Genomic DNA, 24,071 nt, shown 5'->3' with positions numbered 1-24,071 from the left:
TGTCAGTCCAAGATGGAAAACACCAAATGATCTGTTCACACAAACACCGCTTCATTTTCATAAAAACAAAGAAAACCGCCAGCACCACCTTGGAGATCGGGCTGGCCAAATTGACCGGTCCGGAAGATATCGTGACACCGATTTACTCCGACGGGTCGAAAATCAAAGAGGGTTCAATAGAGCGTCCGGGACAGAACTATCGCCTCAAGCTGTCCGAGCATGGCCTTCGGGATTTCTTTTCCTTGGCCTACAATCGGCATGCCAAGCAGAAGTTCGGTAACCACGACTCGGCATCGCGCGTGAGGTCTTTGCTAGGGCAAGAACTCTGGGATGCATACTTCACCTTCACGGTGGTTCGTAATCCCTTTGACCAAGTGGTTAGCATGTATTTTTGGGATAACCGTCACAAGAGCGAGCAGGAAAGACCGAGCGTTTTTGAGTGGATGGTGGAAAAGCCGTGGCAAATAAATCAAACGTGGCAGCTGTGCAGTTCAGATGGTTCTTGGCTGCTTGACGACTATATACGACTGGAGCATCTCGAAGAAGATACCACACGCATCGTTCAACGCCTCGGACTGTCGGAGGACGCGGTTGGTTTGATAACCGGGCAATCCATGAAGACGTCGCAACGTCCGCGAAGCGCAAAGTATCAGGAACTCCTTGATGAGCGATCAAAAGCACTGATCGAGATACTCTGCCACAACGAGATCGAAAAGTTTGGTTACAGCTTTTGAGACAATCATCACAAACCATTCGAGACAATAGTATTGCCGGACGAGGCGAGCGAAGACGTTCAATCGAACGTACTTCGATACCTTTGCTTCTGGTGCTGTTCATTCTGAGTTTCATTTTCCCGCGCACCGCCGGCTTTTTCATTGCCGATGTTTTTCTGACGCCTCAAAGGATCGTTCTGCTCACCATGGCGGTGGCCTGCGGTCTCCGCCTGCTGTCCGGGTACAGGTTCATTTCTGCAGATATCTTCTTGTTGCTCTTTATCAGCTGGGCAATGTTTTGCTTCTTTTTACACTACGGGTTTGAAAATATAGGACTTAATGTATTTATTTTCATAACGTATTTTGCCTGTTATTTCTTTGCGCAAATGTACATTGTGAAGCCGGAAGATGTTGCTAAAACTGCGGGTTTGTTTTTTTTACTTGTTGTTGTGTTTGGTGCGTTGGCCATCCCTGAAGCTGTACTCAAAACACGGTATATTCCTGACTTTTTCGCACAGATCTCCGGCATACCGGACCGGGGAAAATACGTGGAACGGCTTGGGTTGTTGCGCGCCAAAACGGTTTTTGTGCATCCGATCAACTACGGACTGTTTTGCGCATCGATCATAAGCTACGTCTGGTACTGTGCGCGCTCGAATGCGAGCGGCATCTTCAAGGTCGCAATGACCTTTATGTGCGTATTTCTTGCCCTTTCATCAGGTCCTCTGCTGGCGGCCCTTGTCCAAATCGGCTTGATCTTTGTCGAGCGGATGACACGCTGGCTGCCGAACAGGGGAACCGTGGTGATGATCTCCATTGCCGTTCTGCTGGTCGTTCTGGAAATCGCATCCAAAGGTCCGCTGATCCAGGTGCTCCTGAGCCGGTTTACACTCGATTCCTGGACGGCCTATTACCGGTTGCTGATCTTTGAACATATGAGCGACGACATCTTGCGAAATCCGATATTCGGCTTTCGCATCGAAACGTGGACGCGTTTGCACTGGATGACGTCGTCTGTCGACAATTTCTGGCTAATGGTGACGGGACGTTTCGGGTTTCCGGGTCTCGTGCTGCTCTTGCTGACTTTGCTGCTCATTATCCGACGGCTTTTCAAAGCCCCTGCAGACAGCATACCGCCAAAACTTCAGCAGTTGAGAATAGCTGCATGTTTCACGCTGGTCGGGCTTTCCATCAGTGGGACAACGGTTCATTTCTTCGGCAAGATGGAAGTGTTGTTTGCGTTCCAGTTGGGGCTTGCAGCAGCAATTTCACGGATGGTGGAAACAGCGTCTGAGAGCAAGGCAAGTCCGGAAGCTGAGGCCGGCACCGGCTCCGAAAGATCGCTGCTGCGAACGCGCAAGCGTGCACGTGGAAGGGTGAACTCGTAGCGGAACGAGAGTGTCTTTACATTTGCCATTGCGATGGGAACGGACACAAATATCGCTGTTCGTCTCCAGCCGGCACGCTTTCGCCTCCGTCTTGCGGACATCCGCGCTTCAACGCGGTAGGTGTCGCATCTGACCGGTGACTTGACGCCGGCGATCAGCGCTTTGTCGACCATTGCACACTTCGACGTTTGCAGAGCCTTTGACGTCCGACCTCTGATTCTGATCGATGACACAGGTCTTGTACTGGAAGGTGCGATCAAAAGGAGGACAAAATAGCCGACAATACTCCTTCCAATGTATTTGCATAGTGAAAAGCAAGATCACAATGGCTCAGATCATCGATGACCCCGACGGGACATTTGTGCCCGAGCATATGTTGGCGGATGAGGTGTTTGGCCGTGGCAACCCTTACACGGAATACCTCGCCGCAGCCCGATCGCTTAAGTGTGCGATTGCTGAACTCAAAGCGATCTGCATATCGGTTTGAACCAATGTTCCGTGCCCGCATGGAAGCGTATTCGCTGCCTTATTCCGACTGACACATAGACAGTGAAAATCAAGCTTGAAATCATGCAGATCAGGTCCCGCGATGATCACGAGGGGCTTGAGTTAGTGAGCCAATCAAGGGTCTGAAACACAGAAATGTTGACGAGAACGAACAACGGAACCTAGCCTTGCACAATGCAAGAGTCGCTCAGACCTGTTTGGAGAGGTTTGCATGAAGACCTTACTCGTAGTACTTTCTTCAATACTATTTTTGAACAGTGTTGAAAGTTTCGCGATCGAATTCGATGAAAGAAATAAAGAATTCATAAACAATAAAAACGAATATCACGCCACCGAACTCGAGTCTGCAACGTCCGTATCTGTCACCGCATCTCTGCGGAAAATGCAGCGCTCGCGCACTAAAAAAGTCTTGAAAGACAAAGCACTAGTGGACCGAGAGGGGCGTAAGTGCTGCAATGAGTCTCCCGCGCTCAACGATGATTTAAGCTCCGATTCAAAATTACTTCAATTTTATCTTAAATCGGCCCCGGACTATGAAGAATTTCGAACAATTCCTGTGGTTCCATCTGCCTCCAAGTTACCATTTTGGAGTACTCAGATGTCAGGTTCGAACAACGCCAACTCTGGAATATTGGTACATACGGCAGAAGAGTTGGAGAATGCCCTGGAAGCGGGGCATACCTATATTGAACTTGCGCCTGGGGACTACGGCGACTTCTTCATGCGCGAATTCAACGCCGAGTCGACCGTGACGATCACGTCGCAGGACCCGGACAACGTTGCAACGTTCAACACTATCGACCTGCGGAAATGCGCGAACCTCACATTTGACGGGATCGCTGTCGAGTACACCATCGAAGATCATTCGAATCCGAGCGCTCTCGACAAGGAAAAGGCGATCTATCTCGCTGAGTGTTCGAACATCTCCGTCACGAACTCGACGGTCAAGGGTGACTATATCGAGAACCCGGATCACGAGCAGGATGGTCAACCGACCCTGACGGGCATCGTGAGCGTCTACAGCACAAATGTCTCGATCGACAATGTCGAGTTGTCCGACCTGCGTGTCGGCGTCGTTTTCAGCCGGGGCGACAATGCCAGCCTGACCAATTCGGAGATCCACGACGTGCGCATGGACTTCACGCGCATCGTGGAAATGGCGGATGTGGAGATCTCCGGCAACCACTACCATTCGCCGACGGACAATCCGAATCCGAACGAGCATCAGGACATGATCCAGATGTGGACGACAAATACGAGCCATCCGTCATCCGACATCACGATCACAGGCAATCAGTTCGATTCTGGCGATAGTGACGCCACCCAGACGATCTGGATGCGGAATGAACTTGTCGATCAGGGCAAGGCCGGTCCGGAGATGTTCTATGAAAACATCACCATCACCGACAATGTCATCTACAACAACCACAAGCACGGTATCTCGGTCGGTGAAGCCAACGGCGTAATCATCGAGAACAACACCCTGTTGCAGAACCTCGGAGCCGGGGAACGCGAGAACGAGACCGCGCCGGCGATTAAGGTCGCCGAAACCTCCACCGATGTAACGATCAGCGGCAACATCACCGCCGGTGTTTCGCCAATTCCGGAAGGGGCTGAAAACTGGTCGGTAAGCGACAACCTGCTGGTCCAGCGGGATGACCCGAACGGCGACAACTACTACGGCGAACTTTTCGTCAATGCGTTGGCCGACGGGGCTGCGACGTTGGCAGATCTGCGAGTCATTCCGGGGAGTGCAGCCGATGGCTACGGTTCCAGCCTGAGCGTGTTTGACGCAACACCGGAGGGAACCGACGGGTACATCGAATCCAACGTTCACATAGGCATGGACGCCCAGACCGTGACCTTCGACGTTGACCACGTCTTCGACCGGGACGGCACTGTCGACTTGGATGGCGCCACCGTTGTCTGGGACTTCGGCGATGGAACGACACTGACCGGCTCCCAGGTCACACACACCTATCAAGACACAGGCGACTTCAACGTGACCGCTCACGTGACGCTGGCGAATGGTGAAAGTCTGACGCTCGTCAAAACAGTGGAAATCGTTTCACCCTACGTGCTGCAAATTTCCGCCGACAGTGGCATTCAGAACTTGGTCGACGGCGGGGCCAACGTTGTCTTCGATGGCGATGTAACAGTTGAAAACGACGCAAGCAACGGCGACACATTGAGCCTGGGTGCCGGTGGCTATATCAAGGTCGAGAATGACGGTTCGCTGGTAAACAATGCCAATTTCACGCTTGCGTTCGATTTCAAGATGGATGAAACCGCGACGGATTCGGTCAGGCTGATCAAGTTTTCCAAAAGCTTTACACTGCGTCTGGGGCCGGACCTGATTGAAGCCGGTGTCGTTCTCGACGGGCAAACCTACAATATCAACGTGGAGACGGATACGCCGTTCAACAGCGGCGAATGGCACTCGGTTGCTGTCACCTTTGACAGCGACAAGGGTGAACTCCTGCTCTATCTCGATGAAGCCGTGATCGGCCAGATCTCAGGCCTCGAAGGGCTAACCCAGATCGGTAGCGAAAGCAACGACCTGATCATCGGCGATCAGAACAGCGCCGACGGTTTCCCCGGTCTCATTGACAATGTGACCTTCGCCACAGGTGCGATGAGCGCGACTGAACTGGCTGGTGGAACCGCACCCGATGAAGACACGCGGCCTACTGATGTGCCGACAGGTGACCCGATTGAACCGCCTTTCCCGAACGAGCGCGAACAGCCGGAAGCTTCGGACTATGAGGAGTCAAACTACAACAGCATTTATGCCGGGGAGTCAGACCTTGCCGAGGTTTTGGGCACAGACGCTGACGACCTGATTTACGGCACCAACTCCGCTGATACCGTAAAGGCCGGCAAAGGCAATGATGTGGCATTCCTTGAAAGTGGCGCAGACAGCTTTCGCGGCGGCGACGGCAACGACACGGCCGTCGGCGGCGCCGGCGATGACAAACTGATCGGCGACAACGGCAACGACCTTCTCTTCGGCGGCGAAGACAATGACCTTCTCAAAGGCGGCAATGGAGACGACGGTCTTTATGGCGGGTCTGGCGAAGACAGCCTGTTTGGCGGCAAGGGAAACGACATTCTTTATGGCGGCACTGGGAACGACTACCTTGCCGGCCACGTCGGCAACGATATCCTTGTCGGCGGAGAAGGCGCCGACAAGATCCGCGGCCACGACGGCGACGACCTGATCGTGTTCGATGCGGAGGATCTGCTGGTTTCGGGGGGAGCGGGAACCGATACGCTCTACATCAAGTCGAACAACGGTGATGCCAAACTGGTGGACGAGGACATAACCTCGATCGAAATCATCGATGCCAGGAACACGAGCAATGAAAAGATCATCATCGACGGCACGAATATTCAGCGTTCCGAAACCGGCTTCCTGACCGTAGAGGGCGACCTGGGTGACGAACTCCTGATCATGGATAACTATACGCTGGCGGAGACAATTGTGAGAGACGATCACACATATCATGTCTACCTCGATGAGGACGAGACCACAGGTGTGTTCGTCAGTTCCAACATCACGGTTTCCGACGAATTCATGTTCTGAGTACCGGAGGCCGTCTTCTTGCCTGGCTTGGCAGAAAGAAGGTGTGCACCTAGGACCGTTCTCTCGCTGACCAATTCAGGTGGGCGTCCTGGACGGAACTAAAGAGCGTGGCCGATCCGGCACGGTCTTTTTGCAAAGCACATGTGAAAGCGCTTGCTTGCGACAATTTTGGGAGAATGAGTCTCCAATAGCGCCCAGGCGTCCTGAGAATATCAGCGAAAGACACCGGTCGGCGAAATCGCCACCGATCGCAGGTCGAACGGATTGACCCATGCTGTGTATCGCTGCGTCTTGCCTGCAGTCTTGATTATCGTCGCATTCGTTGTTTTGCGGGCAGGTTGGTGCTGATCATCGAGATCACAGACAACGAGTTCGAATTGACCTTGTTAGATCTACGTATGTGATGTTGCACGGATCAAGCAGCCGAATTTCCGTCCAATCGCACAAATCGATCACGAACGGTTTCATCCGGAGCCTCAAGGGCGGTATCAATCACCAGTGATTTCTAGGACACACCTTTTCGTCGCCGCCGCAACCCTGATCCGAACCCGGACTGTCGCCGGTAGCACCTGGACTTGGCCAGGTCTGAACAGAAACTGCAACGAACCCATGCCGAACGACCCGGAAAATCCTGAACTACCAGAGTCCCAACGGACTCGAAGCGTGTTGATGTCGTTCGACGAATTTGAACCAGTGTGAAAATCGCGCACTCCTGAAACTGGAAGCGCACATCAGTGAACGCCTTATCCCGAATGCGGTCCTCCACCGCGTTTTTGTTGGTTGGTCGCCGCATGCCCATGTGACGGGATCAGGCGACCAACGGTACTCAGAACATGAATTCGTCGGAAACCGTGATGTTGGAACTGACGAACACACCTGTGGTCTCGTCCTCATCGAGGTAGACATGATATGTGTGATCGTCTCTCACAATTGTCTCCGCCAGCGTATAGTTATCCTTGATCAGGAGTTCGTCACCCAGGTCGCCCTCTACGGTCAGGAAGCCGGTTTCGGAACGCTGAATATTCATGCCGTCGATGATGATCTTTTCATTGCTCGTGTTCCTGGCATCAATGATTTCAATCGAGGTTATGTTCTCGTCCACCAGGTTGGCATCACCGTTATTCGTCTTGATGAACAGCGTATCGGTTCCCGCCCCACCCGAGACAAGCTGGTCGTCCGCGTCGAACACGATCAGGTCGTCGCCGTCGTGGCCGCGGATCTTGTCGGCGCCTTCTCCGCCGACAAGGATATCGTTGCCGACGTGGCCGGCAAGATAGTCGTTCCCTGTGCCGCCATAAAGAATGTCGTTTTCCTTGCCGCCGAAGAGCTGATCTCTGCCAGCACCTCCGTACAGGTCATCTTCCCCATTGCCGCCTTTGAGAATGTCATTGCCATCGTCGCCGAAGAAACGGTCGTCGCCATCGTCGCCGCTGAGTTGATCGTTGCCCGCACCGCCGCTGGCCGTGTCGTTGCCGTTGCCGCCGCGAAAACTGTCATCGCCACCTTCGAGCGAAGCCACATCGTCGCCATTACCGGCCTTTACGGTATCGGCGGAGTTGGTGCCGTAAATCAGGTCGTCGGCGTCTGTGCCCAAAATCTCGGCCGAGTCTGACTCTCCGGCATAAATGCTGTTGTAGTTTGACTCTTCGTAGCCCACATCGGTTGGTTGATCCTGCGCGTCCTGGTCCGGGGGAGCAACCTGATCAGCACTTGTCGGCACGTCGGCAGGCCGCGTGCCTTCATCAGGTGCGGTTCCACCAGCCAGTTCAGACGCGCTCATCGCACCTGTGGCGAAGGTCACATTGTCAATGAGACCGGGGAAACCGTCGGCGCTGTTCTGATCGCCGATGATCAGATCATTACGCTCGTTCCCGATCTGGGTGAGCCCTTCGAGTCCGGAGATTCGGCCGATCACGGCTTCATCGAGATAGAGCAGGAGTTCACCCTTGTTGGTGTCGAAGGTGACAGCAACCGATTGCCATTCGCCGCTGTTGAGCGGCGTATCCGTCTCCACGTCGATATCATAGGTTTGCCCGTCGAGAACGACACCGGCTTCAATCCGGTCCGGCCCCAAACGCAGCGTGAAGCTGTCAGCAAACTTGATCAGTCTGACCGAATCCGTCGCAGCCTTGTCCATCTTGAAATCGAACGCGAGCGTGAAATTGTCATTGTTTACCAGCGAACCGTCATTCTCGACCTTGATATAGCCACCGGCACCCAGGCTCAGTGTGTCGCCGTTGCTTGCGTCGTTTTCAACTGTTACATCGCCATCGAAGACAACGTTGGCCCCGCCGTTGACCAAGTTCTGAATGCCGCTGTCGGCGGAAATCTGCAGCACGTAAGGCGAAACGATTTCCACTGTTTTGACGAGTGTTAGGCTCCTGCCATCAGCAAGCGTGACATGAGCAGTTACGTTGAAGTCGCCGGCGCTCTGAAATGTGTGTGTGACGCGCGGACCTGTAAAGCTTGTTCCGTCACCGAAGTCCCAGGCAACGGTAGCTCCTTTAAAGTCAACGGTGCCATTCCCATCGAAGACGTGGTCAACGTCGAAGGTCACGGTCTGGGCGTCCATGCCTATGTGAACGTTGGATTCGATGTATCCGTCGGTTCCCTCCGGTGTTGCGTCAAACACGCTCAGGCTGGAACCGTAGCCATCGGCTGCACTCCCCGGAATGATTCTCAGGTCCGCCAACGTCGCAGACCCGTCGGCCAACGCATTGACGAAAAGCTCGCCGTAATAGTTCTCCCCGTTCGCGTCATCCCGCTGAACCAGCAGGTTGTCGCTCACCGACCAGTTTTTTGCGCCATATGGAGGGCTTGAAACATCGGCGGCGATATTCCCGCTGATCGTTACATCGGTGGAGGTTTCGGCGACCTTAATCGCCGGCGCGGTCTCGTTCTCGCGTTCCCCGGCTCCGAGGTTCTGCAGCAAGGTGTTGTTCTCGATGATTACGCCGTTGGCTTCACCGACAAAAATCCCGTGCTTGTGGTTGTTGTAGATGACATTGTCGGTGATGGTGATGTTTTCATAGAACATCGCCGAACCGGCCTTGCCCTGATCGACAAGTTCGTTCCGCATCCAGATCGTCTGGGTGGCGTCACCATCGCCGGAATCCAAGAAGTTGCCTGTGATCGTGATGTCGGAAGACGGGTGGTCCGTATTCGTCGTCCACATCTGGATCATGTCCTGATGCTCGTTCGGATTCGGATTGTCCGTCGGCGAATGGTAGTGGTTGCCGGAGATCTCCACATCCGTCATTTCCACGATGCGCGTGAAGTCCATGCGCACGTCGTGGATCTCCGAATTGGTCAGGCTGGCATTGTCGCCCCGGCTGAAAACGACGCCGACACGCAGGTCGGACAACTCGACATTGTCGATCGAGACATTTGTGCTGAAGACGCTCACGATGCCCGTCAGGGTCGGTTGACCATCCTGCTCGTGATCCGGGTTCTCGATATAGTCACCCTTGACCGTCGAGTTCGTGACGGAGATGTTCGAACACTCAGCGAGATAGATCGCCTTTTCCTTGTCGAGAGCGCTCGGATTCGAATGATCTTCGATGGTGTACTCGACAGCGATCCCGTCAAATGTGAGGTTCGCGCATTTCCGCAGGTCGATGGTGTTGAACGTTGCAACGTTGTCCGGGTCCTGCGACGTGATCGTCACGGTCGATTCGGCGTTGAATTCTCGCATGAAGAAGTCGCCGTAGTCCCCAGGCGCAAGTTCAATGTAGGTATGCCCCGCTACCAGGGCATTCTCCAACTCTTCTGCCGTATGTACCAATATTCCAGAGTTGGCCTTGTTCGAACCTGACATCTAAGCACTCCAAAAAAGTAATCCTGCGCTTGAGCGAACCAACCATATGGTTCACAAGCGCCTGCATTATTTGTTTGATGTGTTGAATTCCTGTTTAACTCTTGGCAATTAGTCGTTGAGAAAGAACTCGATCGGTGACGAAAGAACCTGATTCTTTCGGATTTCACAAAAAAAGCCAAGTGGACTGTCTGCGCGTGGTGAGGCTGTTCCCGCCTGGGTAACCCATTTGATTTGCCGATCGTGGAGTCGGAAATCGATTCACTCCAGCTTTCACCCCTTGCAGTGAAATGTGTCTGCAGTGGTCTGGGTTTGCGTTGTTTACGATGTTGCTAACTTTGTTTGGAGGACGGTGAAAATTCATTAAAATTGTCTGTATTTCAGCGCCTGAATACGATAACTGCAGTGTTGAAAATTGCTGAGCGTTAGGCATGCATCAGCGGTAGCTCCGATTGAGGAAGGGCCCGGTCGTCTATACCCGTGAAAGCGCTTGACATTATTTTGAAAGAAAGCCCGGTGATAAGGTGGTTTGCCGACACCGGTGCGAGACAATAGACGAAAAGCTCTTGAATTTGAGATGCTAATTTGGTGAATAGTCCACGTCTTGCGAAGGCGACTGTTTCAAAGTGACTGCAGCGTGCTCTGTACAATGTTAAGAATAGAGAGAAGTAGTCAGAAAAAGAATCATTAATTATTCAAGACATAAAAACAAAAAAATCAAAAATTTATGATGTGTGACGGAAGAAAAATTTTGAGTAGTATTATACGAAGAGGTGGACGTTACTAATGCGCATAGTTGTGATCGATGGCTTTAGAGGGTTTTTCTTGGTTTTCATGATGATTATCCATGCCAATTCGATCCTTCATACGACTTTTGGCAAGTTGAACCACCACTATTTTGGTTGGGTCGAAGATGCGCAAGGCTTTGTCTTCATGTCCGGCCTGGTGGTGGGTCTTGTCTACGGCGGCCGCATGCTGCGCCACAACGCTTCGGTGATGCGGGCCGGAATATGGGACAGGATCAAGACGATTTACAGTTATCAGCTTGGGCTGATCTTGATTTTCCTCACAGCCGCGATTCTGATTTCGCACAGCGCTCTTGATTTGCCGGGTATCCTCAATCCCTATGCGGGGCACCCCATACTGTTCAGTCTCCTGTCTGCGTCTTTGGTGACCGGGTCCACGCATATGGGCATCTTGCCCATGTACATATTCTTCATGATGGTCACTCCCTTCGCTCTTACTCTCCTGCGTGACAGAAAATACTTTATCTATTTCACACTCGTTGCATCGGTCTGGGCGCTTGCCCAAACCAGGATCAGCGACATCCTTGTGGCGTCTCTGGAAATCGGGCTGCTGGACCTTGGTTACGAAATCCGGTTGGGGATATTCTTCAACATTCTCGGCTGGCAATGCCTGTTTTTTGGCGGGCTGTTCTTGGGTTTCTTGATGGCATCCAAACGGCTGAACACGGACTTTTTGTTTAGTCCTGAAATGCGGGTGGTTTTCAAGATCTGCCTGGCCTTGGCTTTATTCTATGGCGTTTATGACAGGATAATCTTCGACTTCTGGTTTGGCGTCGATTTCTCGAACACGATCTTGTCCGAAACGGATCGTGGCAACTTCAGCGTGATTTACGTGGCGACTTACGCCATCGACTTCTTCATCGTGGTTTGGCTGCTGGGTCCGGGCGAAAAGGACGGAAATCCTATATTCCGTTTCGCGTCAAAACTGCTTTACACCATGACGACGTTCAAGCCGCTTGTGTTTCTGGGCCAGCATTCGCTTCAGGTCTTCAGTGCTCACATTTTGATCGTTTATCTTATGTCAGCCGTATTTGAGGGCAACCCGCCGTCGGAATTGGTCGGGATTCTGCTGATCGCACTGTCTCTCGTCGCGCTATACGGCGTGGCCTGGTTCCATGCCGCAGTTCTTGCGAGACGCAAACAATTGAAGGTCGACAACGCGAGATAGGACGTCGCTGTACTTGAATTTCTTGATTTTGACGAACGTCCATCCGGTTGCGTTGAAGTCTACCCGGCAGACGATTTTGCGAAAAAGAGACATGAGTTAAAAACACGCGGGAAGCAGTTCACTTATCGGGATGTAGGGTTCGGGTCTGCGGCAGGCAAATTCAAGGTAGCCGGGGACTTCCACCTGCTGGCTTTGCCTGGCTTCACATGACCGGGGTCGACCGGAGAGCCAGGATGCAGCCTTCCCGGCAGATTGTGGTCGTTGCCTTTCGGAAACGACGGAAATATTGGCTGCAGCGACCATTGGCTGCGATGCCAGAACAGAAAATTAAGTTCGGTCACATAAGTGTTGCCGGGTTAGTTGAAGAAGAGTCTTGTTTGTCCTTGAACTGGCTTTGAGAAACCTTGATTTCATCTGCGGCTGGCGAGTTGCAGCGTCCAACGCATTGATTTCGAGAGGCTTGAACGACCGCGACCGGGGAGAGCAACTTGGTTACACGTGACGTAAACACTGAGGACGAGAGGCACATGTCAGCTCAAATCGAAGCCGCCGGCGAGCCTGAAGTCACAGTCCTTATCGTGAGTTACAACACGCGTGAGCTTACGCTCAAGGCAATTGAAACGCTGTTTGAGACAACGGTTCAAACGCAGATAAAAGTGATTGTGTTGGACAACGCGTCAAGTGACGGCTCCGCCGAGGCGGTTCGGGATTCGTTTCCGCAAGTCGAAGTCATCGCCTCGGAGGAAAATCTGGGCTTTGCAGCGGGAAACAACGTAGCTGCCAAACAAGCAAACACAGAATGGCTCTTGCTTTTGAACCCGGATACGGAGTGTTACGAAGGGGCAGTTGACAATCTTGTGTCCTTTGCCAAAGGACACCCGGGGATCAGCATCTTTGGAGGAAGGACCTACTACCCGGACGGCACTTTGAACTTGGGCTCCTGCTGGCGTCAGAGTTCGCTTTGGAGTCTGTTCTGCTCTGCGTTCGGCCTGACTCTCTTGTTCCCGAATTCCAGCGTGTTCAACGCCGATATCATGGGAGCATGGAAACGGGACGACGCACGCCAGGTGGACATCGTAGCCGGGTGCTTTCTTCTGACCCGTCGCCGCCTCTGGGAAGAACTCCAGGGATTTGACCTGGCGTTCTACATGTATGGTGAGGAAACAGACTTCTGTCTTCGCGCCGGAAAGCTCGGACACAAACTGATGATAACGCCCGACGCAAACATTATGCATCTGGTCGGCGCGGCCACGGGGGGCGCCGTGAATGTCCGCAAAACGAAGCTCATCTACAGTTCAAAGGTATCACTTGTACGCAAGCATTGGTCGGGGACCAAAAGAAGTCTCGGCTTGCTTCTCCTCAAGCTGGCGATATTCAACAGAGCGTTTGTGTACAAAGCAGCGGTTTTCGCGTCAAAGAAGTATGAGTCGCGGGCAGAGCATTGGCTTAGCGTCTGGCGTGACCGGAAAGAATGGGCGAATGGGTTTGAAGAAGTTTCCGCGCCATAGTTGCAACTACCTTCGCTTGGAGTTTCCAGCCTATGGAGAATAACGAGTTTCGGATCATCAATTTTCATGGAATTGGCACACCCTCCAGGGAATTGGAGGACGGAGAGAGGCCGTACTGGATCGAAGAAGAAAAATACCTGCAAATTCTCGATCTGATAGCGCCTGTTCAGCACAGGATTAAGATCACGTTCGACGACGGAAATGCGTCTGATCTGGAAATTGGTGTGCCGGGTCTTGAAAATCGAGACCTTAAGGCGACTTTCTTTCCGCTGGCCGGGCGTCTGGACAAGCAAGGATCGTTGTCTTCGCAAGATCTGAGAGAATTGTTGAGGGCAGGGCACAAGGTAGGATCTCACGGTCATGGTCACGTGAGTTGGAAAGAACTCGATGAAAGGTCCGAACAGACAGAACTCGTGGATGCCAGGGCTCTGCTGGAGGACTGCATCGGAGATCGCATTTCCGAGGCCGCAATTCCATTTGGGCTCTACGGGAGGAACACGCTCCGTCAATTGAAGGCTCACGGGTACAAACGTGTGTACTCCAGCGACGGCGGCGGATTTCAGGGCTCTCCTTACCCGGTGCCCCGCTGGTCCGTTCGCGAGGACACTTCGCTTGAGGATGTTTCGGCGTTTTTGTCCGGTCGCGAAAGCGTACTCAGACGTCTGCGCCGCGGGATTGCCAAAGCCAAGAAACAGATCATTTGAATTATGAATACTGAGCAGACAAAGAAAACCGTACTGATAGGTTTTGCGGATGCACTGGCCGCGCCAGAAGTGTTTTTCAGTCTCTATCACAATGGCTATAATGTTAGGGTCTTCCAAAGAGCAAATTCATCGGTGCCTTTGTCGAGGCTGCTTCCTGTGGGCGAACCCTTCAAAATTTGCGCGCCGGAGCAAAACGCTGATCTGGCGAAAGATGATTTGGCCGAGATACTGCGCACAAATCAGGACATCGACATTCTGCTCGCTATGGACGACACCAGCCTCTGGCTCACGAATGAGGCGTTGAATGCCTTGGGGGCTGATGATCACAAACCGGCCTTTGCGAATGCCTCCGGGGCGCAAAAATCGCTGGCGCTCGACAAAACGCAGCAAATCGAAGCCGCAAAGGCAGCCGGGCTGTCGGTCCCTCCCACCCTTGTGGTCACCTCGCCGGAATCCCTGACGGATATCAAGAACTTCCCTACAATAGTTAAGCCAGCGCTTGCCATATCGATGACAAGTGAGAGAAACCTAAGCAAGGGGGATTCACATTACTTGTTTGATGAAGACGCGGTCCAGAAACTGGCAAAGGCAGATACGTTAGTGTTTCCTTTGCTCGTTCAACCACTTATTCACGGCATTGGTCAGGGTGTTTTCGGGTTCGCAGGCCACAAAGGTGTCAGCCAGATATTTGGCCATCAGAGAATACGCATGATGAATCCCCACGGCTCCGGCGCAAGCGCATGTGTTTCGATGAAACCCGACGCCGAACTGGTCGAACAAGTGAAAACGCTCATAACTTCAGTTGGTTGGCGTGGACCATTCATGGTCGAATTTCTCACTGACGACGATGGAACACATTGGTTCGTAGAATTAAACGGCCGACTTTGGGGATCCACTGCGCTTTCTCGTCGGCATGGTTACGAATATCCGACATGGGCGGTGGAGCAGGCAACTGATCCTGAATTCATTCCAGGCAACTTGGCGGCAGTGCGCTCAGATTCGCCGGTCCGTCATCTTGGCCGCGATTTGTTGCACCTACTGTTTGTGTTGCGAGGACCCAAAAGCGAATTTCACGCCGAGCGGTGGCCCAGTTTCCTGAAGTCCTTGTCTGGTGTTTTGTCGCGTCATGCACGGCCAGGGTTTTACAATTACGATCGCGCTTTCCCGCTTTTCTTCCTGCGCGACGCTTTGGCGACTGTACTGAAGGCTGTACGGAAACGAAGCAAATGAAGCGCCATCTCAACGTTGTTTTTCACGCACATTCGGATTGGTCCTACGACGGGCATTGGACGCTGCAACAGATCGCCAGGTTTTTCGCGCGCCGGGGTGTCGATGTTGTCATGATGAGCGAACACGATACCGGGTTTGAACCAGCCAGGTTCGAAGAGTATCGAGCTGAATGTGCAGAAGCATCAAATGATCGATGCACACTCATTCCGGGGATCGAGTACTCCTCACCCGACAATGACATCCACATCTTGACTTGGGGGCTGGACCACTTCCTGGAGGAGCACAGACCCGTACTCGAAACGCTTCAGAGAGTGAAGGCTGCGGGAGGTGTTGCGATCTTCGCTCATCCGATCCGGCGCCAGGCATTCGCGAAATTTGATGATGCTTTTGTACCCTACCTTGACGGAATTGAAGTTTGGAACCGTAAATCGGATGGCGTAGCGCCCGGCCAGGAAGCAAAAAGCCTGATTGCCAGAACCGGCCTGCCGGCGACGGTCGGCGTCGATTTTCATCAGTTGAGACACTATTGGCCACTCACTCATCGGTTCGAAATCAAGGGACAGAACCTTGAGAACGAGCTTGTCGGTGCGATTCAGGATCGGAAATTTCAGCCTATGGTGGCCGGACGTTTTATCGAAGACTCCAACGGTACTGTCTCTACACCCGTTTCGGACTCTCTGGAGGCTTTAAGAAGGCAACTGAAACGGCTTAGATTCTGGTCTCGGAAACGCAAAAGCTGAGCCGCTTGCGGAGTGCAAAGATTTAAATGACGAAAACAATAGTGCACATTTCCGGTGATTATCCGGACGACTACAAGCCGGAAAAGACGCGAGCTGTAAGTTCGCTCGTCGATGCTGTGCAAGACACATTCGATCAGCAAGTATATTCAATCAATCGTGTGGCCGCTTCTGGATACGATATCGCTCAAAAACTCGCTCAAAGTCCTTTGAAACCAAAGTTCAACCTGCAAATGGAGCAGGTTGAAAGTGGAGTTACGACGATAAGGTATGACGGATTGCCGGCTGGGCTCTACATGGCAGCTACGCTTTCGCACCTTGCTGACAAGATCGGTGACGACATCGTTGCTCGTGGCATAAAGCCGGACATTATCCACGCTCACAAGCTGACCTTGGAAGGCCTGCTGGCAGAAAGGTTGAGTGGGCGGATCGGATGCCCATACGCCCTCTCGATCCAGGTCAATACGGACCGCAAAATCTTGAAGCATCGTCCGGATCTGCGGAATACCTACCGGCGAATTTATCAAAATGCGGCAATCGTCTTCCCCTTTTCTGTGATGGGGCAGCGCATCTGCGATGGGTGGCTGGGAAAACGGGAAAAACCAACCGTTTTGTTGCCGTGTACGTCAGTCGAGGACAAGATCATTCCGCCGCAATTTGTTGAACCGCGTCTGGCTTCGGTTTTCAATATGAAGGATCGGGTGAACAAGAACGCGTCCGCGCTCGTAAAGGCAAGTCGGGTACTTGAAACCCGGCACCGCGGTTTCGAGTTTCATCTCTACGGAGGGGGAAGTCCAAGCGACGAGAATGCGATTGACGATCTCGTTGCGCAACAAAAAGCCGCTGCTTTTTCTCGAAAAGGACATATCCCGCATTCCCAGGTTCAAAGCATGCTCAATGGAATGTGCGGCTTCGCGCTTGTGTCCAAGAGGGAAACCTTCGGGATGGTCTTTTTGGAAGCGCTCTTAGCCGGATGCCCGGTGGTCTTTCCGAAAGACTGGGCGATCGATGGTTTTTTTGACGACGAAACCTTTGCGCTTGGCGCGTCCGCGCACGATCAGCAGGCGATTTTGGGTGCAATGGACAAGTTGATCGTCGACCAGAAAAGATTGAAAGAGGACTTGTTCCGCTGGCAGGAAAGCGGAAAGGCTGCACAATTTCAACGAAACGGGGTTGTTGGAACTTACCGAGATTCAATGAACAGCCTCGGGGTCTGAAAAACGCAGGTTGCCGCGCACGCCGATTTCTTTCGCAATCATCACGAAAGAACCTGGTATTCGTTCGGATATCGTGCGGCTCGAAGAAGCGCCACGATTGCTTGTCGTGTCCTTCTCCTGTTTCAGGGGCCAATGGATCCCGTCACCTCTTCACACGAAGCACCAGTGTTCGTCTTGCTTAACGTGGCGATTGCGTTTCGTGCTTTTCCGTATCCGCGTTGTGCCTTGAGTTGGGAAAGGACAGCAGCGAATTTTGGAATCCGCTACTACGAAACCGTCAGCTCTCGCTCTTTTTCTCGAAGAGAACGTCAGCGAGCCGGATCACGCCGGCATCATCTTCACCGAAACGCAAAACCCTCGTTATTTCAAAACCCCTTGAGTCCATGAAGACGATTAGGTCTGAAAAGTTGTAACTGTCGTTGAACCTTTTCTCGATTGAAGCCTCACACACAACGAATTCACATTTCTTGAGTGTTTCCGTGGCTCCTTTCAAAACCTCAAGCTCATGGCCTTCCGTGTCGATTTTCAAACCGAATTTCGCGCTGTCCGGCTCGGACTCTCCGATGACCTGATCAAGCTTCTTGATCGGCACGACTTGCTTTTCAATCCTGTGGTCTTCCCTCTTGGTGAGTTCGGTTCGCTCGTGTAGGGAAGACAAAGAGGGGCGATCTAAATCATAGTTTATCTCAATGTTACTATCTATGTTTCCTAGTGCGCATTCATGCTGGATGTATTCGCGGCCATTGAGCAAGTCATAAAGAGAGTCGTTTCTAAATAAAGGGTCAATGAGTATCAGCTTTTGTGTTGGGAATTGTTGATAAAGCCAAGGGGTCCCGCCGGCGACTCCAACGTCTATTATCACGTCTGAATTGAATTTCTCGGGAAGAACGATTTCGTCGCCTCGAATGCCGCGACTGAAGCGCAAATGTCTCGGCACACGGTTCACCTTAAGGCCCATGAACTGCAGCAAGAGTTTGGCGGATTTCCTTATCATTGCGACCCCAATATGCTGATGAATTAAGTGACTAGAATACTTCCTTGGTTATATTGGCAAATAATTTCAGACGACCCAATAATTAATCTTCCGTGGGGCGCGCAAATGCCTGTCTTTCCTTTTCGTCGCGATGTGTTCTTTGAGACCGCCGGCGAGTTTTAGCCCGGGTTCGCGGGGTTAAGCGGGAAACTATGAGTTTAGGGCTGCAACCCTGTTCCCAGTATTACACGTGCGTCCGTCTTTTTCTGGCATGGAATCAAGGTACAAATGCGAATTAAGTCTGCGGCGCTTTTGGTCGATGCGAGCTTTGCTCGGGCTCAGACTGCGGCTATGGCCGCGGCAACGAACCTAATGGCACGACTACATCGCCGCTCTACTTGCAGACCGCTTCCAATAAAACCAATACGACACGATTGAAGTTCCGCTGTTCAGGAGGTTTCACTTGCCGACGCGCTTGTACGCAGAAATGAGAGACTCGATCTGGTGGTTCCAGGAAAGTTCTTCTTCCACTCTGTTGCGACCGAAGTTGCCCATCTCGGCGCAGCGATCCGGGTCGTCAAGGAGCTGGATTATCTTCTCCGCCATGTCGTTCGTGTCATTCGCCCTTGCGTAGAGGGACGCGTCGAGTGCCGACCGTCGGCCTTCCGTGACATCGAACTGAACGATTGGCTTGGAAAACGCCATGTATTCAAGGATTTTGTTCATCGTCGATTTGTCGTTCATCGGATTCACACGATCCGGATTAACGCACACGTCGGCAGACGATAGAATTTCGAACAACGTGTCGTCCGGAGCACGTCCGGTGAAGGTGACGTGATCTTCCAGGTCAAGTTCTCTGGTAAGCTCTTTCAGGCCATCCAGAGCGGGACCGCCGCCAACCAGACAGAACTGTACATTGCGCTTTTGCTCGTGAACGATGGTGTGAGCGGTCTGCAGAAGCAAATCAATGCCTTCCTGATCACCCATAACACCGACATATCCGATCATGTGATCGCGCCCGTTACGCCACTCCGGATTGACCGGCTTGACGTGAAGTCGCGTGAGGTCGGGGCCGGACCGAACGACAAAAACGTCCTGTTCCTTTTTCCCCCCGCGGGTCAAGGCGATTTCACGATAGCTTTCGTTGGTCGAAATAACGACATCGGCCGCTTTGAAAGTGCACCTCTCGAACAGGACCATCAGTTTCCAGAAAAAGTCGCGCCTTCCGAACTTGGCTTCGTAGAGCTCCGGGTTGATGTCGTGATGATCGAACAGGAACCGTTTGCCGAGAAGTTTGAACGGAGCTGCAACCAGAAAAATCAGATCCGGTGGGTTGCAGCCTTGTATCGTGTCGAACCCGTGTTTGAAAAAGATGCGCCAGGCCAACAGTGTTTCCCAGAAAAGGGCAGCACTGTATTCAACGAGATACCCCATCGCGCCCTTTGCATCGAGCGGGAGCGGATGACGGTAAATATGAACCCCTTCAATTTCCTCGTAACGCTTTTCGTACCCTTTTCCTGTCGGGCAGATGACGGAAACTAGCGCACCTGCGGCGGTCAGTGTCCGGCACTCGTGCCAGACCCTCCGGTCGAAGGGAAGGGGCAAATTCTCGACAACTATGAGTATCTTCCGCCCTTCCAGGGGCTTGTCACGCTGCAGGACGTCAATCGTTACCATTGAAGAAATATTTGTAAGCTCGGTTGGGCTCGCCACAATAGAAAGAGACATTACATGCTCGCTTCCGGAAAAGACAATGAGTTTGATTAAAAGTTACGGGATGGAGCCGACATCACGTATGTCGATGTTTGCCGGCAGGTTCAATTGTTTCGCTGTTGCGTTTGTCGCGATAACACGCGCGAACTGAGTGGATTCAGCGGTTTCCTTGGAAACGAGGAGATGTTCCAGGGTCGGCAATTGCGCGTATGCGTAGCCGAGATTGGCTCCAATCAGTTTTGTTGCGTCGATTGCCGGGTCAAAAATCTTGAGGTCGAAACCTGCCTCCAGAAGTTTGCGCGCAAGATCCACGTTCGGACTTTCACGCAAATCGTCTGTGTCGGCCTTGAAAGCAAGGCCCGCCATCAGCACCTTGGACCCGTCTTTCAAACCTTCGGCCGCGTAGTGAAACATTCGGTGCTTGTGGGCATCGTTGGATCTCAGAAGGCTGTCCACAAGCGGGGTGTTTGCACCGCTGTCACCGGCGATATGTTGCAAGGCGCGCACATCTTTGGGCAGGCACGAGCCACCGAAGGCTCCTCCCGGACGCATATAGTAAGGTGATATGTTCAGTTTCGTGTCCGAAACGAAAATTTCATGCACCGCGCTCGCCTTGACCCCGAGTTGAAGGCAGACACGGCCGATCTCGTTTGCGTAGGCAACCTTTACGGCATGCCAGCTATTGTCGACGAATTTTGTAATCTCGGCCTCACGGAAACCGACATGAAAGGTTACCGCGTCGATGTTTTTGTTGAGTTCGCTCATGGCCGGATTTGGAAGGCCATCCTTGGTGCCGACAACGATTTTTGGTGGCTCGAAATAGTCCTTGACCGCTGTACCCTCGCGCAGGAATTCGGGGTTGTAGACAAGCGACACGGTCTCAAACACGTTCGGACCTGCGACAGAGCGGAAAATCGGCGCGATCAACTCGTCTGTCGTGCCGGGGCGGATTGTGGATCTGTAAACAACCGTAAGTGGCTTCGTACGCGGTCCGGACGTGTTCAAGGCATGCGCGATCTGTCGCGTCACCTCCGCGATGTACCCCATGTTGTGCGAACCGTCTGCCGCGGACGGCGTGCCGACGCAAACAATGGCCAGGTCCACATCCCGCAACTCATCGCCTATCTGGGTTGCTGCCGTGATCAGTCCCTTCCCAAGACCATCGCGAAGCCGCTCCAAAACGCCGGGCTCGATAATCGGCGCTTCGCCGGCCAATATCGCGTCGATTTTCTTTTGGCTTACGTCAATTCCATGAACACTGTGCCCTTCGCTGGCAATGCAGCAGGCAGCGGTAAAACCCACATAACCAAGGCCGAAAATGGCAACTTGCATGGAGAAACGTCCTTTTCAAAAATTCGCGATGTGTTCAAATCTGGTCGGGTTCAGAAAAAACGGGCTGCCTTATTTTGCCCCTACGAAGTGGTCTTCGTGGTCTGCTTCGATCGGGTTCGCTTTCCAAACAGCGACTTGAGAAGGGGTAATTACAATTCATATACACCCGTATCAAGCCAATTGGTACCACGCCCCCAAAATCCAACGCGGATATTTCTAGTTTCATAGAGATATTGAAATGATCCATTTTTAGGATAATTCCAATCAAATTCGCCGAATATGCTTAACCCCCGACGGAGCCCGTTGTGGCGTGTTCCTTCTCATCAACCCTTTTTGCCGGGAACATCGAATTGCCTCATGGTCGCAGCAGACCGGGTCTCTTTGGCCGCATCAGGATCTGTCGGCGACATTGATATCGCGCACGACAGAGGCGATATGTGTATTGAGAAGGTCTGCAAGGCTGATGGGTCAAAATAACGGTGCGGCTGCAGCAATACGAGCACCAGCAAAATCAGACTTGTGGTGACCGCATCCGCGGTACAGGCGGGTGCCCGGGCATTTACATCACGCCTTGGATTTGCTCCAGGCGTGGTAGCTGCAAGCCTTTCATCAACTTGTGCAGCATATGCACTTGCTGCAGCGTCTGGTGATCGCCAGGCACTCTGAAAGAGACCGGCGATTGTTTAATGAGATAAGGGAGTAGATATTAGGCTCCGCGTTGCTGTCGCCCGCCTGTGATGGTCAGAATTAATGTTAATTGACGAAAATCTTAGTAAAATCTTCATGAGCTGCGCATTTTCACCAAAAATTTAGTTACAAAGTTGCCACGGATATGGGATCTAAGAGCTTATAATTTAGACTTGGCAGGTTTGCCTGCGAAAAACCGATTTTGAACGGAAACATTCATGACTGCCGATATTCGTAACAATAATGCGGGTTTTTCCAGTGACTATGCATCTATAGCGATGCGCGCAATTCCTTGGATCATCGTAGCGTCCCTGGGAGCCGTCGCTTTCTTCTGGGACGGATTGATTTCGCTGGGCGCTGCATGGTCGCGACCGGAATACAGCTATGGTCCGCTTGTTCCGCTCATCACCTTGTATATGACGCTGCTCGAAATCCACCGCCATCCGGTGAAACCGGACCATGGCAGCCGCTTTGTGGGCATTGCGGTCTTTGTGCTGGCCCTTCTCGTCGGCTTGATCGGAAACCTGGTCGAAATTCCGGACATCATCACTTACGGTTTCATTCTGTACGTGGGTGCCTTCATCCTGTTGCTTGCGGGCACGCGCGAAGGCTTCAGGTTCTGGCCGGGCTGGCTGCACCTTATTTTCATGCTGCCTTTGCCTCAGTTCATCTATCTCAAGATTTCAACGCACCTGCAGGCCGTTTCGGCCGAAATAGGTGTTGCCGTCATTCAGTTCATGGGGATCCCGGTTCTGCTTGATGGAACAGTGATTGACCTTGGAGAGTACAAGCTTCTCGTGGCAGAGGCCTGCAGTGGCCTGCGCTATCTGTTCCCGCTGTTCAGTTTCGGGTGGTTGATGGCGGTTCTCTATAACGGCCCCAACTGGCACCGGGTCCTGATCTTCCTGGCCACCATCCCGGTTACAATTTTGATGAACTCGTTCCGTGTCGGCATGATCGGTGTTCTGGTCAACCACTTCGGAATTGAGCACGCCGAGGGCTTCATTCATTACTTCGAAGGCTGGGTGATCTTTATTTCCTGCACGGTGATCCTGTACATCCTTGCCTGGATTCTTTCACGCTACTTTTCGTTCGGGCGCGAGCGTCCGAAATACATCATCGGCATGGACTATGAAGGTGTGCTGGGGCCGTTGAAGAAGTTTCCTTCGGTAATGGTGGGCAAGGCCTTTGTCGCAGCGTCGATCATTGCTTTGGTTGCCGGTATTGCCTGGCAACTTGCACCGACGCCTGCGCCCGCCTCAATCAACCGTCTCCCGCTTGGAATTTTTCCGATGCATGTCGAGAACTGGCAGGGGCGGGCGACAATCCTCGACAGAGATATCGAACGTGTTCTGGGTGCGGATGAATACCTTCTGGCCGACTACAAGCAGGACGGTGCAAACGTCAACCTTTTGATGACGTTCTACAAGTCACAGACCGAGGGATCGGGCATTCACTCCCCGGAGATCTGCCTGCCCGGTGGTGGTTGGGAAGTTTCCAAGTGGGAGCAGAAAACCATCAACGTCGGAAGTGGCGACAATGAAAAAACCATCAACGTGAACCGCGCCGTCATTCAACTCGGCCTCCAGCGCCAGCTCGTCTATTTCTGGTTCGAACAGCGCGGCAGACAGATTACCAATGACTTCGAGGCGAAATTCGTGTCCATGTGGGACACGTTCTCGGAAGGCCGTTCCGACGGCGGTCTGGTTCGTGTTGTCACACCGATCGCGCCTGGCGAAGACGTGGAGCGGGCCGACGATCGCCTGCAGACTTTCCTTGAGGGCGTCGTGCCGATGCTGCCGCAGTACTTCCCAGCGATCGAAGCCTGATTTCCGGTCAAGCGCGAGCGGCCCGGTATGCCGGGCCGCTCTTGCATCCAAGAAGACATTCTCCTGAAGCGAAACAACGTTTGGTGCGCGTCTCCGCAACGAAGCGCGTACTTTCAGGTCAGCCTGCCGGAAAGCTGCACCGTTCGTCGAACGCGCTCA

Annotated in this window: 14 protein-coding genes; 10 read left to right on the top strand and 4 right to left on the bottom strand. The window is 52.7% G+C overall.

Annotated elements, in window-relative coordinates:
- The first annotated feature begins 26 nt into the window (after positions 1-26).
- The 3 genes from ACO08A_RS00345 to ACO08A_RS00335 all read left to right on the top strand — a co-directional run bounded on the left by ACO08A_RS00345 (position 27) and on the right by ACO08A_RS00335 (position 6,194).
- Positions 27-734 carry a sulfotransferase family 2 domain-containing protein gene (locus ACO08A_RS00345; RefSeq protein WP_422039308.1) on the top strand — a complete coding sequence of 236 codons (708 nt, stop codon included), beginning with the start codon at positions 27-29 and terminating at the stop codon, positions 732-734.
- Positions 731-2,101, top strand: a complete 1,371-nt coding sequence (locus ACO08A_RS00340) for an O-antigen ligase family protein (protein WP_422039307.1) — start codon at positions 731-733, stop codon at positions 2,099-2,101. The genes ACO08A_RS00345 and ACO08A_RS00340 overlap by 4 nt, the downstream gene beginning before the upstream one ends.
- A gap of 1,105 nt (positions 2,102-3,206) precedes the next feature.
- A complete protein-coding gene (locus ACO08A_RS00335) occupies positions 3,207-6,194 on the top strand; it encodes a LamG-like jellyroll fold domain-containing protein (RefSeq protein ID WP_422039306.1) in 2,988 nt (995 codons plus the stop codon).
- An 826-nt stretch (positions 6,195-7,020) separates the two neighbouring features.
- On the opposite strand, the gene ACO08A_RS00330 is transcribed toward ACO08A_RS00335, so the two are convergent.
- Complete coding sequence (locus ACO08A_RS00330; protein ID WP_422039305.1) at positions 7,021-10,011, bottom strand: LamG-like jellyroll fold domain-containing protein; 2,991 nt, start codon at positions 10,009-10,011, stop codon at positions 7,021-7,023.
- 783 nt (positions 10,012-10,794) lie between these two features.
- On the opposite strand from ACO08A_RS00330, the gene opgC reads away from it, so the two are divergent.
- The 6 genes from opgC to ACO08A_RS00300 all read left to right on the top strand — a co-directional run bounded on the left by opgC (position 10,795) and on the right by ACO08A_RS00300 (position 17,378).
- Entirely contained in the window at positions 10,795-11,982 is a 1,188-nt protein-coding gene (gene opgC, locus ACO08A_RS00325) for an OpgC domain-containing protein (protein WP_422039304.1), read from the top strand.
- Positions 11,983-12,509: 527 nt separating this feature from the next.
- Positions 12,510-13,490 carry a glycosyltransferase family 2 protein gene (locus tag ACO08A_RS00320; protein ID WP_422039303.1) on the top strand — a complete coding sequence of 327 codons (981 nt, stop codon included), beginning with the start codon at positions 12,510-12,512 and terminating at the stop codon, positions 13,488-13,490.
- 32 nt (positions 13,491-13,522) lie between these two features.
- On the top strand, positions 13,523-14,194 hold the full coding sequence (locus ACO08A_RS00315) for a polysaccharide deacetylase family protein (protein ID WP_422039302.1): 672 nt from the start codon (positions 13,523-13,525) through the stop codon (positions 14,192-14,194).
- A gap of 3 nt (positions 14,195-14,197) precedes the next feature.
- Positions 14,198-15,424: a hypothetical protein gene (locus ACO08A_RS00310; protein WP_422039301.1), complete on the top strand. Its 1,227-nt coding sequence runs from the start codon at positions 14,198-14,200 to the stop codon at positions 15,422-15,424.
- Positions 15,421-16,164 (top strand): PHP domain-containing protein, encoded by a 744-nt coding sequence (locus ACO08A_RS00305; RefSeq protein ID WP_422039300.1) that lies wholly within the window; start codon positions 15,421-15,423, stop codon positions 16,162-16,164. Before ACO08A_RS00310 ends, ACO08A_RS00305 begins: the two co-directional genes overlap by 4 nt.
- 26 nt (positions 16,165-16,190) lie before the next feature.
- On the top strand, positions 16,191-17,378 hold the full coding sequence (locus ACO08A_RS00300) for a glycosyltransferase (protein WP_422039299.1): 1,188 nt from the start codon (positions 16,191-16,193) through the stop codon (positions 17,376-17,378).
- A 277-nt stretch (positions 17,379-17,655) separates the two neighbouring features.
- Here the strand turns inward: ACO08A_RS00300 and ACO08A_RS00295 are convergent, their stop codons facing one another.
- From ACO08A_RS00295 to ACO08A_RS00285, 3 genes are all read right to left on the bottom strand, one after another.
- Positions 17,656-18,372 carry an FkbM family methyltransferase gene (locus tag ACO08A_RS00295; protein ID WP_422039298.1) on the bottom strand — a complete coding sequence of 239 codons (717 nt, stop codon included), beginning with the start codon at positions 18,370-18,372 and terminating at the stop codon, positions 17,656-17,658.
- A 438-nt stretch (positions 18,373-18,810) separates the two neighbouring features.
- Positions 18,811-20,028, bottom strand: a complete 1,218-nt coding sequence (locus tag ACO08A_RS00290; RefSeq protein ID WP_422039297.1) for a glycosyltransferase family 4 protein — start codon at positions 20,026-20,028, stop codon at positions 18,811-18,813.
- A 93-nt stretch (positions 20,029-20,121) separates the two neighbouring features.
- On the bottom strand, positions 20,122-21,396 hold the full coding sequence (locus tag ACO08A_RS00285) for a nucleotide sugar dehydrogenase (RefSeq protein WP_422039296.1): 1,275 nt from the start codon (positions 21,394-21,396) through the stop codon (positions 20,122-20,124).
- 965 nt (positions 21,397-22,361) lie between these two features.
- Here ACO08A_RS00285 and xrtD point away from each other — a divergent pair.
- The gene (xrtD, locus tag ACO08A_RS00280) at positions 22,362-23,912 is read left to right on the top strand and encodes a VPLPA-CTERM-specific exosortase XrtD (RefSeq protein WP_422039295.1); all 1,551 of its coding nucleotides are present in this window, start codon (positions 22,362-22,364) and stop codon (positions 23,910-23,912) included.
- Positions 23,913-24,071: the final 159 nt, after the last annotated feature.

The sequence above is a fragment of the Roseibium sp. genome (assembly GCF_965232425.1).
Taxonomy (GTDB): Bacteria; Pseudomonadota; Alphaproteobacteria; order Rhizobiales; family Stappiaceae; genus Roseibium.
The sequence above is the reverse complement of the archived record's forward strand: the minus strand, read 5'-3'. Positions and strand labels throughout refer to the sequence as shown.